General features: G+C 61.1%; 12 protein-coding genes. 7 read left to right on the top strand and 5 right to left on the bottom strand.

Annotated elements, in window-relative coordinates; genetic code table 11:
- Positions 1 to 81: 81 nt before the first annotated feature.
- Both Q1A32_RS17470 and Q1A32_RS17465 read right to left on the bottom strand, forming a co-directional pair.
- Positions 82 to 528: a universal stress protein gene (locus Q1A32_RS17470; protein WP_299656040.1), complete on the bottom strand. Its 447-nt coding sequence runs from the start codon at positions 526 to 528 to the stop codon at positions 82 to 84.
- A gap of 186 nt (positions 529 to 714) precedes the next feature.
- Entirely contained in the window at positions 715 to 1,914 is a 1,200-nt protein-coding gene (locus tag Q1A32_RS17465; protein ID WP_299656036.1) for a Hint domain-containing protein, read from the bottom strand.
- Positions 1,915 to 2,175: 261 nt separating this feature from the next.
- Between Q1A32_RS17465 and Q1A32_RS17460 the strand changes: the two genes are divergently transcribed.
- From Q1A32_RS17460 to Q1A32_RS17430, 7 genes are all read left to right on the top strand, one after another.
- On the top strand, positions 2,176 to 2,577 hold the full coding sequence (locus tag Q1A32_RS17460) for a MerR family DNA-binding transcriptional regulator (RefSeq protein WP_299614736.1): 402 nt from the start codon (positions 2,176 to 2,178) through the stop codon (positions 2,575 to 2,577).
- A gap of 29 nt (positions 2,578 to 2,606) precedes the next feature.
- Complete coding sequence (locus Q1A32_RS17455) at positions 2,607 to 4,388, top strand: acyl-CoA dehydrogenase C-terminal domain-containing protein (protein WP_299656033.1); 1,782 nt, start codon at positions 2,607 to 2,609, stop codon at positions 4,386 to 4,388.
- Positions 4,389 to 4,435: 47 nt separating this feature from the next.
- On the top strand, positions 4,436 to 4,648 hold the full coding sequence (locus Q1A32_RS17450) for a hypothetical protein (RefSeq protein WP_299201830.1): 213 nt from the start codon (positions 4,436 to 4,438) through the stop codon (positions 4,646 to 4,648).
- 32 nt (positions 4,649 to 4,680) lie between these two features.
- Entirely contained in the window at positions 4,681 to 5,829 is a 1,149-nt protein-coding gene (locus Q1A32_RS17445; RefSeq protein ID WP_299656705.1) for an acyl-CoA dehydrogenase family protein, read from the top strand.
- A gap of 308 nt (positions 5,830 to 6,137) precedes the next feature.
- Positions 6,138 to 6,770, top strand: coding sequence for a glutathione S-transferase family protein (locus tag Q1A32_RS17440; RefSeq protein WP_299656030.1), 633 nt, complete (start codon positions 6,138 to 6,140; stop codon positions 6,768 to 6,770).
- Positions 6,771 to 6,867: 97 nt separating this feature from the next.
- Positions 6,868 to 8,079, top strand: coding sequence for an acetyl-CoA C-acetyltransferase (locus tag Q1A32_RS17435; protein WP_299656027.1), 1,212 nt, complete (start codon positions 6,868 to 6,870; stop codon positions 8,077 to 8,079).
- Positions 8,080 to 8,094: 15 nt separating this feature from the next.
- A complete protein-coding gene (locus tag Q1A32_RS17430; RefSeq protein ID WP_299656024.1) occupies positions 8,095 to 10,293 on the top strand; it encodes a 3-hydroxyacyl-CoA dehydrogenase NAD-binding domain-containing protein in 2,199 nt (732 codons plus the stop codon).
- A gap of 75 nt (positions 10,294 to 10,368) precedes the next feature.
- Here the strand turns inward: Q1A32_RS17430 and Q1A32_RS17425 are convergent, their stop codons facing one another.
- The 3 genes from Q1A32_RS17425 to Q1A32_RS17415 all read right to left on the bottom strand — a co-directional run bounded on the left by Q1A32_RS17425 (position 10,369) and on the right by Q1A32_RS17415 (position 12,766).
- Positions 10,369 to 11,028 (bottom strand): dimethylsulfonioproprionate lyase family protein, encoded by a 660-nt coding sequence (locus Q1A32_RS17425; RefSeq protein WP_299656021.1) that lies wholly within the window; start codon positions 11,026 to 11,028, stop codon positions 10,369 to 10,371.
- Between the two features lie 257 nt (positions 11,029 to 11,285).
- The gene (locus Q1A32_RS17420) at positions 11,286 to 11,921 is read right to left on the bottom strand and encodes a Hint domain-containing protein (RefSeq protein WP_299656018.1); all 636 of its coding nucleotides are present in this window, start codon (positions 11,919 to 11,921) and stop codon (positions 11,286 to 11,288) included.
- A gap of 203 nt (positions 11,922 to 12,124) precedes the next feature.
- The gene (locus Q1A32_RS17415; protein WP_299656015.1) at positions 12,125 to 12,766 is read right to left on the bottom strand and encodes a sulfotransferase family 2 domain-containing protein; all 642 of its coding nucleotides are present in this window, start codon (positions 12,764 to 12,766) and stop codon (positions 12,125 to 12,127) included.
- Positions 12,767 to 12,780: the final 14 nt, after the last annotated feature.

The following is a 12,780-nucleotide window of genomic DNA, read 5'->3' as shown; positions in this document are numbered from 1 at the left end:
GACCAACCATTCGGAAGCGGATTCGGTTCCCTGACCCTCAGCCTTGAGGTCCAAAATGGGCGCAATATGCGCCCACGCGCCTCAGATCACGGAAAGGGTCGCGCATTTGGCAAGGTGGTTGACCCGCTGGCTGGTAGAGCCCTGTACCAGGGACCCGATGCTGCCCAAACCGCGCCGTCCGGTGACGATCAGGTCCGCGCCCACCTCTTGCGTGGCTTCGATGATATGTGCGCCCGGGTCGCCTTGCTCCGTAAATGTGCCTGCAATCTCGCGGCCGCATTCCTTGGCAATCGCCGTGGCATCGCTGGTGATCCGGTTGGCGGCCTCCATCACCTCATCATGGCTGGGCATCGTGGTGACGGCGTGGTAGCCGGCCACGGCCCCCATGGCAAAGGCGACGGTCTGCGGTTGTGGGGTGTGGACCAGGTAGATGTCGCTGTCGTATTTTCCGGCCAGATCGCATGCAATGCGCACCGCGTTGTCCGATGTGGCCGATCCGTCGACACCCACTACGATTTTCTTGAACATGTCGGGTCCTCCTTATGATTGCGTGACACAAGCGTAGCAGGCGGCAAACCCCGTTCCCTTGATGTGTATCAACAGATCAGAAAGGGCCAATTGGCATGGTGTTGGTGCAGGATAATCACCTGAACGAGCGGAACGGTCGCGAAACGCGTCATACAGAGTGACCGCGCGGAAAAGGAGGCATCCAGCCTAAACGGCGTAGGCCAACAGCTCTGGACGGACAAGGCGTGGCGGTTGCCGGTCCAGCAGGATCCGGGCCTGTTTGCCAGTCAGTACCTGCCGGCAGGCGCGGCTTGAGACTGGCAAAGGGCGGCCTGTCAGGGCAGGCGCGTCAGGCAACAGGCTTTCAGCCAGAATGCCGTTGGCGACAATCAAGGCGTGGACCCCGAATTCAAGATGAACATAGGTCACGGCCTCACCGCCCCCTTCGCAACTGAAGCCCTGCCCGCCGAACTTTTCCAAATGCGCGGCACGGACCAAAACCTGCCGTGGGCCGTCCCAGACGGCGATGCAATGCTGCCGTGACACGCTCAGGTCGGGTGCCCCCTCCGGTTGGGCAATGCGGATGGGGCGCAGATTGGGGAAGGCTGCCACTTGCGCGGCGCTGATGGTGCGGCTGTGCACGCTCACAAGGGGCAGCGGGCCATGATCGCAGGTCCATACAACATCGCCTGCTGCCAACTGTTCAACGGGCACCTGACCTTTGGGCGTATGTATCCATGTCCCGGCGGTAAAGCACATGATCGTACTGGATCCGGCGGCAGCATCGTCGTGGATCTGAACATCCTCGACCTCGCCATGGAAAAAGCCCGTCATGTTGTTGGCCGTGCCATCGCCGGAACTGGCCTGCGACGCACCAATTGTGATGGGTTCGACATCCCCGGCAAGGCTGAGCGGTATGGTGCCATTGTCCACGACCGCGCCGTTCACGACCAGTTGGCTGCCAGTCGGTCCCCACGAATAGGCCAGCGTTACAGGCTGGCCCAGAACAACATTGCCACCGGAATAGATGTATTCGGCCGTGTCCGTCTGGTGGCGCACTGCAACCTCACCGGACGAAGTGATGTAAATGGTCAAGTGGCCGCCGCCATCCAGCCCTTTCGAGTCCACGGAAAAAAGCGTCTGCGCAGCGGCGTCCCCGAACGGCCTGTCACCCGGCGACGCGCTGGCCTGGGTAAAGCCGATGATGACCGTGCCTTCGTCCAGCCCAAAGGCCGGGTCCGCCGGGACTTCCGCATAGTCGCCATCGCCGTCGAACTGGCCTGCCCCAGCCCCGTCAGGGGTTGCATCCCCCTGATACACCCCATCCTCGGATGTGGGGCCAGCGCTGTCGGCAAGCGTGCCCGCGCCGGACCCATCGTCAAAGGTGTAATGTGCGATCTGAGCCATGAGCGATCTCTCCTTGCGAGGAGATACGCCGCCAAAAGCTACGATTTGATGAGAATGCGGGGATCGCGTCACAGGTAAATCGCGACAATTTTTGCTAAATACAAAGGTCAGACAGGGCGCGGCAACCCGGTTGACGTGCTTCACAAACACGTCAGCTTTGCTCGTGACGTAACGTACAGCTTACGTCAACGTCACCTAGCCGTTGCATCGAATCCAACTCTCCCCCATGTCGTGGCCGTAACAGGATATGCGAGTGATCCGATGACCGATAAAACCATGACCATCCGCGAAATGTGCGACGCGTTCGACGTCACGCCGCGGACATTGCGCTTCTACGAAGCCAAGGAATTGCTGTTCCCAATCCGGGAAGGCCAAAAGCGCCTGTTTACCAAACGCGACCGCGCCCGGTTGAAGCTGATCCTGCGTGGCAAGCGCTTTGGCTTCAGCCTCGAAGAGATCCGCCAACTGCTGGACCTCTATGACATGGGCGACCAACAACAGACCCAACTTGCGCGGACATATGAAATAGCCCGCGACCGCCTTGATGATATGGAACGTCAACGCGACGAGCTGACAGAGGCCATCGATGACCTCAAGAACCAGTTGAAGTGGGGCGAGAAGATGATCGCCTCCATGAACACCACGAAGAAGGCCGCTGAGTAAGCGCCGCTGACTGTAAGGGAGAGAGACCTATGCCCAGCTACACGCCCCCCACCAAAGACATGCAATTCATCCTGCACGACGTTCTGAACGTTACCGGGCAGGATATCCCCGGCTATGACGAGCTTGAGGCCGATTTCACCGCCGCCATCCTCGACGAGGCGGGCAAGCTGACCTCCGAAGTGCTGGCTCCCCTGAACGTTGTCGGTGACACCGAAGGCTGCCGCCTCGAAAACGGCGTCGTCTACACCCCCACCGGGTTCAAGGACGCGTTTGAACAGGTGAAAGAAGGCGGCTGGACCGGTCTGGATATGCCTGAGGAATTCGGTGGCCAGAACATGCCGTATGTCATGGGCACCGCCGTTGGCGAAATGTTCAGCTCCGCCAACATGGCGTTCACTATGTATCAGGGTCTGACGCACGGTGCGGCAAGCGCCATCCTGGCCCACGCCAGCCAAGAGCTGAAAGATATCTACCTGCCCAAGATGGTGTCCTGCGAATGGACCGGCACCATGAACCTGACCGAACCGCACTGCGGCACCGATCTGGGCCTGATGCGCACCAAGGCGGCCCCACAGGACGACGGCACCTTCAAAATCTCCGGCCAGAAGATCTTTATCTCCGCCGGTGAGCACGACATGGCCGACAACATCATCCACCTCGTGCTGGCCAAGATCGAAGGCGGCCCCGAAGGCATCAAAGGTGTGTCGCTGTTTATCGTCCCGAAGTTCCTCGTGAACGAAGACGGCTCGCTCGGCGCGCGCAACGGTGTCGCCGTTGGCAGCATCGAAGAGAAGATGGGCATTCACGGCAACTCCACCTGCGTCATGAACTACGACGACGCCGTGGGCTACCTTGTGGGCGAAGAACACAAAGGCATGCGCGCCATGTTCACCATGATGAACGAAGCGCGTCTGGGTGTCGGCATGCAGGGCCTGTCCCAAGCCGAGGTCGCATATCAGAACGCGGTCGAATACGCCAATGACCGCCTGCAAGGGCGCGACGTGACCGGTGCCAAGGCCCCCGAAAAGCCTGCCGATCCGCTGATCGTGCATCCCGATATCCGCCGCTCGCTGATGGATCAGAAGTCCTTTGCCGAGGGCGCACGTGCATTCGTGCTGTGGGGGGCCACCATGATCGACGCCGCCCACCGGGCGGGTGACAAGGACGCGGACGGCATCGTGTCGCTGCTGACGCCGATCATCAAGGGCTTCCTCACGGACGTGGGATACGACAACACCATCAAGGCCCAGCAGGTCTATGGCGGGCATGGCTACATCGAGGAATGGGGCATGTCGCAATACACCCGCGACGCTCGCATCGCGATGATCTACGAAGGGGCCAATGGCGTGCAGGCGCTGGACCTCGTGGGCCGCAAGCTGGCGCAGGACGGCGGCAAGCACGTGATGGCGTTCTTTGATCTGGTGAAGAGCTTCATCAAGGAGAATTCCGGTCAGGACGAAGCCTATGACGCCGAGTTCCTGGAGCCGCTCAAAGCCGCATCGAAGGACCTGCAAGCTGCCGGCATGTACTTCATGCAGAACGGCATGACGAACCCGAACAATGCGCTGAGCGGGTCGTACGACTTCATGCACATGTTCGGCCATGTCTGCCTGGGCCTGATGTGGTCCAAGATGGGTAAAGCGTCGCGCGCGGCTCTGGCAAACGGAACGTCGGACACCGACTTCCACGAGACCAAACTGGCAACGGGCCGCTACTACATGGCGCGCCAACTGCCCGCCACGGCGCTGCACCTGACGCGTATCCAATCGGGTGCCGACACTGTGATGGCCCTCGAAGCGGCAAACTTCTAAGGTGGCGGCGGGGTAAAACCCCGCCCTACCGCTTTATGGAGACCGCCTTGCCCAAACGATTTCGCCTCACCCGCCGCTTTCCCGTCGCCATGACCGAAGACGGCTATCGCCGCCTCAAGCGGTTTGCCGCCGAAGCGGGTCTGGACGAAGGCGAGGCCCTGTCGTTCCTGTTCGAGAATTTCGATAGCGTGATGAACGAGGAAAACCTGACGGCCCGCCTGCGGCTGTTCAATTCCGAGTTGGAGGCGCGCAAACGCTGACACGTCTCCTGGGGAGGAGAGATATGAAAGATATGCCAAGCGGCGCATCCACATGGATGACCGAAGAACACGCAATGATCGCCGATATGACGGCGCAATTCATCACCAATGAATGGGCACCCGAGTTTGACCGCTGGCGCAAGCAGGGCGAGATGGACCGTTCGACCTGGGCGCAGGCCGGTGAGTTGGGCCTTTTGTGCCCCTCGATCCCCGAAGAATATGGCGGCGCGGGCGGTGACTTTGGCCACGAAGCCGCAATCCTGATCGAAGCATCTCGCGCCAATTTGGCCGCATGGGGTCACGGCATCCATTCCGGCATCGTCGCGCATTACGTTTTGTCCTATGGCACCGACGATCAGAAACAGCGCTGGCTGCCCAAGCTGGTGACAGGCGAATTGGTCGGTGCGCTGGCGATGACCGAGCCCTCCACCGGATCCGACGTGCAAGCAATCAAGACCCGCGCCATTCTGGACGGCAACGCCTACAAATTGAACGGCTCCAAAACCTTTATCACCAATGGGCAACACGCCAACCTGATCATCGTCGCGGCCAAGACCGACCCCTCTCTGGGCTCCAAAGGCGTGTCACTGGTGGTCGTCGAAACGGATGGCGCCGACGGTTTCGCGCGCGGCCGCAATCTCGATAAGATCGGCATGCACGCGTCAGACACGTCCGAGCTGTTCTTCGACAACGTGGAAATCGCACCTGAGAATATCCTCGGCGGGGACGAAGGTCAGGGCTTCTACCAGCTCATGCAACAGCTGCCACAGGAACGGATGGTCATCGCCTGCGCTGCGGTGGGCGCCATGGAAGGCGCGGTCGAGCGCACGCTGGCCTATTGCAAGGACCGCGAAGCCTTCGGCGGCAATCTCCTGCAATTCCAGAACACCCGCTTCAAACTGGCCGAGGCGAAAACGAAGACGATGGTCAGCCGGTCCTTCTTTGACGAATGCATGGCTGAACATATCCGCGGTGAATTGACGGTCGATAAAGCGGCCATGTGCAAATACTGGACCACGGACACCCAAGCCTGGGTGCTGGACGAATGCCTGCAACTCCATGGCGGCTACGGCTTTACCAACGACTACGACATCGGTGGGATGTGGACCGATGCGCGAGTACAGCGCATCTACGGCGGCACCAACGAGATCATGAAAGAGCTGATTGCGAGGGCGTTTTGATGCGCCAGGCCGAGCGGTTTGTAGCAGATCGGCCCTCCGGGGGGAGTTTTCTTGGCAAGATGAAGACTGGATCAGCGCACAAGATCCACCCCGCCATCCGGCCTGTGACAGCGGGATGTTGGGGCTTCACCTTGCACATGGCTCAGCTCTCCAGCCTGCCATGCACCCTTATGTTAGGCGCGTTAACCTTAATGCTTGGTGAACAGATTCAGCTTCATCTTGCCAAATAAACTCCACGGGGGGTCCGGGGGGTGTGAAACCCACCGGTCCTCTCCTCTCAAACATCACGACCGGAAAGGCCCGCACCCATGACCCTCAAACTGCACTGCTTCGGCGAAAGCGGGAACTCCTACAAAGCGGCTCTCGCCCTACAACTGTCGGGCCTCGACTGGGAGCCGGTCTTTGTCGACTTCTTCGGCGGCGCAGCAAGAACGGACGAATACCGCGCCCTCAACCCGATGGGCGAAGCGCCCCTGCTGATTGATGGTGACAAAAAGATCAGTCAATCGGGTGTCATCCAGCAATACATCTCTGACAAGACCGGTAAATTCGGTGGCGAAGGCGATGACAAATACGAAGTTCTGCGCTGGGTCCTTTGGGACAACCACAAGCTCAGTTCCATGTGCGGCGTCACGCGCTTCCTGATGAACTTCCTGCCCGAAGACAAACAACCCAAAGAGGTCATCGCCTTCAACCAAGGCCGCCTCAAGGCCGCCTACACCGTCCTCAACGCCCACCTCGAAGGGCGCGACTGGATCGTGGGCGACAGCCTCACCAACGCCGATCTCAGTTGCTGCGGTTACCTCTACTACCCCGAACCCTTCGGCTTCGATCGCACCGATTGGCCCAACATTGACCGCTGGCTCACCAACATCTCGAACACCCCCGGCTGGAAAGCCCCCTACGACCTCATGCCCGGCTCTCCCGCTGATCGCGCATAAGTTTACGTAACACGCCGCAACGTCACTCTTGATTGGACCGACCGGTCTACCCCACCTAGAGATCAAAGAACACGCCACTGGCAGAAGGACCAATATGATGACCGAAGCCTATATCTACGACGCGATCCGCACCCCGCGCGGCAAGGGCCGCAAGGATGGTGCCCTGCACGAGGTGACCTCGCTGCGCCTGTCGGCCCTCACCCTGAACGCGCTGAAAGAGCGCAACAACATCGACGGCCACGTGGTCGAGGATGTGATCTGGGGCAACGTCACGCAGGTGATGGAGCAGGGCGGCAACCTCGCCCGGACCGCCGTGCTGGCCTCGGACATCGACGAAGCCATCCCCGGCATCGCCATCAACCGCTTCTGTGCCTCCGGTCTCGAGGCCGTCAACATCGCCTCCAACCAGGTGCGCGGCGGGGCCGGTGACGGCTATATCGCGGGCGGGGTCGAAATGATGGGCCGCGTGGCCATGGGCTCTGACGGGGCCGCCATTGCGGCAGACCCCTCCATCGCCATGGAAAGCTACTTTGCCCCGCAGGGCATCGGCGCGGATCTGATTGCCACCGAATACGGCTTTTCCCGCGATGACGTCGACCAGTACTCGGTCGAAAGCCAGCGCCGCGCGAAAGAAGCGTGGGACGACAAACGGTTCTCTAAATCCATCATCCCCGTCATGGACCAGAACGGCCTGCCGATCCTTGATCACGACGAATACATGCGCCCTCAAACGGACATGCAGTCTCTCGGCTCCCTCAACGCCGCGTTTGAGGCCATGGGCAAGGTCATGCCCGGCTTCGACAAGGTGGCCCTGATGAAATACCCGCATCTTGAACGCATCAACCACGTGCACCACGCGGGCAATTCCTCCGGCATCGTGGACGGCGCCGCAGCGCTCCTGATCGGCAATAAGGAACTGGGTGAAAAGCTGGGCATCAAGCCCCGCGCGCGCATCCACTCCACCGCCAAGATCGGCACCGATCCCACCATCAACCTGACCGGCCCCGTGCCCGTCACCGAACGCATTCTGGCCCAGACTGGCATGAAGATCAGCGACATCGACCTGTTCGAAGTCAACGAAGCCTTCGCCGCCGTTGTCCTGCGCTTCCTGCAGGCGTTCGACGTCGACCACGACAAGGTGAACGTGAACGGCGGTGCCATCGCAATGGGCCACCCGCTGGGCGCCACAGGTGCCATGATCCTCGGCACGCTGCTGGACGAAATGGAGCGGACCGATAAGGAAACCGGTCTTGCTACGCTCTGCGTCGCCTCCGGCATGGGTGCCGCCACAATCATCGAACGCGTGTAAGGAAAGGAAATTACAATGGCTGACTTTACACTGACCAAAGACGCCGACGGCATCGCCACAATCACATGGGATGTCGCGGACAAGACAATGAATGTCATGTCGCTTGAAGGGCTGGAACAGCTCAACGACCACATCGACGACGTGCTGGCCGATGACGCCGTCAAGGGCGTGGTTATCACCTCTGGCAAGGACACCTTTGCGGGCGGCATGGACCTGAACCTGCTGGCCAAGATGAAAGACGACGCGGGCGACAACCCCGCCAAGGGCCTGTTCGAAGGCACGATGAAAATGCACGCCCTGCTGCGCAAGATCGAACGCGCAGGCATGGACCCCAAGACCAACAAGGGCGGCAAGCCGATTGCCGCCGCCCTGCCCGGCACCGCCGCTGGCATCGGTCTGGAATTGCCGCTGGCCACGCACCGCACCTTCATCGCGGACAACCCCAAGGCCAAGGTGGGCCTGCCCGAAATCCTCGTCGGCATCTTCCCCGGCGCGGGTGGCACAACCCGTCTGGCCCGCAAGCTGGGCGCGATGGACGCCTCGCCCTTCCTGCTGGAAGGCAAGATGGTGTCGCCCGACAAAGCCAAGGGCAAGCTGGTGGATGAGGTCGTCGCTGACCCCGTCGCCGCCGCCCGCGAATGGGTGCTGAATGCCACCGATGCGGACCTTGTCAAACCATGGGACCAAAAGGGCTACAAGATGCCCGGCGGTGCCCCCTACCACCCCGCAGGTTTCATGACCTTCGTGGGGGCTGCCGCCATGGTGAACGGCAAGACCCAAGGGGTCTACCCTGCCGCCAAGGCGCTGCTGAGTGCCGTCTATGAAGGCGCGCTTGTGCCCTTTGACACGGCCCTCAAGATCGAAGCGCGCTGGTTCACCAATGTGCTGATGAACCCCTCCTCCGGGGCCATGATCCGCTCGCTGTTCCTGAACAAGGAAGCACTGGAAAAGGGTGCCGTGCGGCCCCAAGGCATCGAAGACCAACGGGTCAAGAAGCTCGGCGTGCTGGGTGCGGGCCTCATGGGCGCGGGCATTGCGCTCGTCTCGGCCCAGGCCGGTATCGAAGTGGTCCTCATCGACCGCGATCAGGAAGCGGCAGATCGGGGCAAAAACTACTCCGAGAAGTACGTCGAAGGCGGCATCAAGCGCGGCAAGACCACGCAGGAAAAGGGCGAAGCACTTCTGTCCCGCATCACCGCCACACCTGATCTCGACGCGCTCAAAGGCTGCGACCTGATCATCGAAGCCGTCTTCGAAGACCCCGAGGTCAAGGCCGAGATCACGCAAAAGGTCGAGGCGATCATCCCCGACGACTGCATCTTCGCCTCCAACACCTCGACCCTGCCGATCTCCGAACTGGCGAAGGCCAGCAAAAATCAGGAGCAGTTCATCGGCATCCACTTCTTCTCGCCCGTCGAGAAGATGCTGCTGGTCGAGATCATCAAGGGCGCGAACACCGGCGACCGGGCCGTGGCCAAGGCGCTCGACTACGTGCGCCAGATCCGCAAAACGCCCATCGTGGTCAACGACGCGCGCTTCTTCTACGCCAACCGCTGCATTATCCCCTACATCAACGAAGGGACGCGGATGGTCACCGAAGGGGTCGAACCCGCGCTGATCGAAAACGCCGCCAAGATGGTTGGCATGCCGCTGGGTCCGCTGCAATTGACGGACGAAACCGCTATTGATCTGGGGGCAAAGATCGCCCGCGCAACCAAGGCCGCCATGGGCGACGACTACCCGGACAGCCCGTCCGACGACCTGATCTTCTGGATGGAAGAAGAAGGGCGTCTGGGTCGCAAAGCCAACGCAGGCTTTTACGACTACGACGACAAGGGCAAGCGTCAAGGCATCTGGCGTGGCGTGCACGACCGCTACCCGCTGAAGGATGACCAACCGGACGTCACCGAAGTGCAGCACCGCCTGCTCTTCTCCCAGGTTCTCGAAGCCGTCCGCGCGCTGGAAGAAGGCGTGCTGATGGACATCCGCGAAGGCGACGTGGGTGCGATCCTCGGCTGGGGCTTTGCCCCGTGGTCCGGTGGTCCGCTGTCTTGGCTCGACATCATCGGCGCACCCTACGCCGCCGAACGGTGCGATCAGCTCGAAGCGCAATATGGCGAACGGTTCAAATGCCCCGACTTGCTGCGCGAGATGGCCGAGAAAGGCCAAAGCTTCTATGGCCGCTTTGGCCCCAAAGCTGCCGAAGCCGCCTAAACACCGTAGGGTGCGCATTCACTGCGCACCGCAACACCAAAGAAAAGGTCCCGCACGAGCGGGGCCTTTTTTCGTTCAGCCGGACTTGCGGGTAAACACCATCTTCTGATCCGCCAGATCCTCTTTCGACCCCTCCCACGCATACAGCAGCAGGGCCGGATGAAAGTCCGCCACCGTGATCCGGTGCAATGTCTCGGGCGGGTTGAAGATCAGCGATCCGGGGCCATAGACGCCCTGATCATTCTCCGACACGGCCCCCGACAGGCAGATGTAGCTTTCGGTGATCCCCCTGTGGGCATGGGCGGGATAGGTGCAGCCGGGCGCAAACAGGACCAGCCCCAAGATGACCTCATCGGTAATGACAGGCCCGCTTGGCCCCACCAACTCGGCATAGGCGAACTTGCGTTCCAACCCGCGCGGCACCTTCTCGTACCCGTATTGCCAGGTCAGCGTGGACCGGATTGCCTCAAGCGAGCGGATGAAGGGCGCGTGGCGTTCCATTCGGCCATTGTCCAGCGCGCGGTTCAAATGGCTGGTGACCGGCTTCAGCGCGGGCTCGGGAAACCGAACCTCTGCATCCGCCTTGAGAACGCGGTTGATGCGCTCGCGAACGGAGCGTTGATGGGTGCGGATCTTGCCGCTGCCCCCGGCCGACAGGCGGCGGTAAAAATCATAGCTGTCGCGCAGAACATACACCCAATCGGGGTGGCCGCTGAGTTTGGAGGGATCGGACATCAGCTTACCATCACCTGCAGTGAAAACATCGCGGCGACACATGGCGGGAAACGGATAAAGGTGCAATCCATGATGGCCGGATGGCCGCCGTTCCGGGACCAAACATCAAGCAATGCTGAAAGGATAATCAGTCCATCTGGGACTACGACCCCGTACCCGGCCACTGCCCCGAAATGGGGGCGGGACAGTTGGCCGATATGTACGGGCCGGGCACGGAGCGTTCGAGGCGCGCGCCTCCAGGTCGCGCGCCGAACTGGTCAGCGACAGCTGTGGTACTGGCTGGCTTCGAGTTTCATGCATTCGACCAGAAATGCCGCATCGCGCGGCGGAATCACATCGTAGCCAACGATGGGCGCACCCAGTTCATCCAGACCCAGCATGGGCCGCGGGCAGTGCACCAAAGCACCACCTTCGGCATAGACAACCTGTTCCGCCGCAAAGACAAGCGTGACGATCTCGATCTGCGTACGGGGGGACACGCGGCGGATACCACGGTAGCCATCAAGCGACTTGGCGGACAGGACGGCAAATGGATCGCCATAGGCGTCGCAGGCGGCGTCGCTTTCCACCAGCACACCCTGATCCGGCAGCAGTTCCAGATCGGCACTGTTGCCCAGCGCCCCCGCGGGGACAAACACCGAATGGTAAGTGGCTGGAACCGGGGCATCGGCGGTCCAGAAGATGTCGCGACGCACTTCGACCAGCGGCTGCAGGCCCGCATCAAAGGTGAGGACCATGTCGCCCGCCGCCAGTGCATCCACCGCACGCCAGCCCATGGACGTGGCAACCCGCGTGCCCGCCAAAAGCCCCCGCGTCGTCATGACACCACCATCCCAGGCCGCCGTCGATTCAGCCATGCGCTGCGGGGCTTGCGCCCTTGTCCATCCAAACATCGTTTCCATCCCCATGGTGCGGCGCTGGCAGCGCGCCTGTTTGCGTTTGATAAGACCAAGTGCAGTGATTCTCGGGGCCAAGACGGGTCGCAATCTGGGCGGGAATTGGGCACTGTCGCCGGGTTTGGCTAAAGTCGCGATGTTTGCTTTGGATTGATCGTAATATGGCGACAATTTCGCGCGAAATCCGTCGTCCAGTCAGTTTAGTCGAAGCGGTAACCGAATCTTTGGATGTCTTCGGAACAGGCATCAGCCACGGCACTGCGCGCCTCATCGGTGTAGTACACGCGATAGTCCGCAACCCTGTCCGACGCGTTTGCATGGGGCAATGTCAGGTGAAACCCGAGGTGATCCCACAGCGGCGCTGCATCCGTGTCATACTGTTCCAGCCGGATGTAAAGGTCACACCGCTCGTGCCCCTCAGCATCTGTCATGTAGTGTCGGGCGGGGCTCGCCTTCAGCGATGATCGCGTTTGAGCGGCACAGGCGAAGTCAGCAAACTCCATTTGCCCGGCCAGCGCCACGGCCGGATGATCAAAGTCCTGATCCCGCAGCCAGTGGTAGTAGCTGACCAGCCGATCCCACGGATTGCGCACAAGGGTAAAGGCAAAGAGGCCATCAAGGCGCGGCACCAATCCGTCGATATCGGCCATGGTCGAATGCTTCCAGAGCCTGCCGCGCGTCTTGACATCCTGCAAGCGGCGACGGCGCTTGAGCGCCTTGGGCGTGTCGCCCAGCATGATGTCATCCTTCATCGCGCGATCTTCAAGGGCGAGGGTCATGGCCGTGCCGCCCGTCTTGGGGGCATGGATGAAGACGTAGTTGCGACCGGTGCTCAGGATCATGGGGGGCAAGATGC

The organism is uncultured Tateyamaria sp. (assembly GCF_947503415.1).
Classification (GTDB): Bacteria; Pseudomonadota; Alphaproteobacteria; order Rhodobacterales; family Rhodobacteraceae; genus Tateyamaria.
This window is presented reverse-complemented; position numbering and strand designations above follow the sequence as displayed.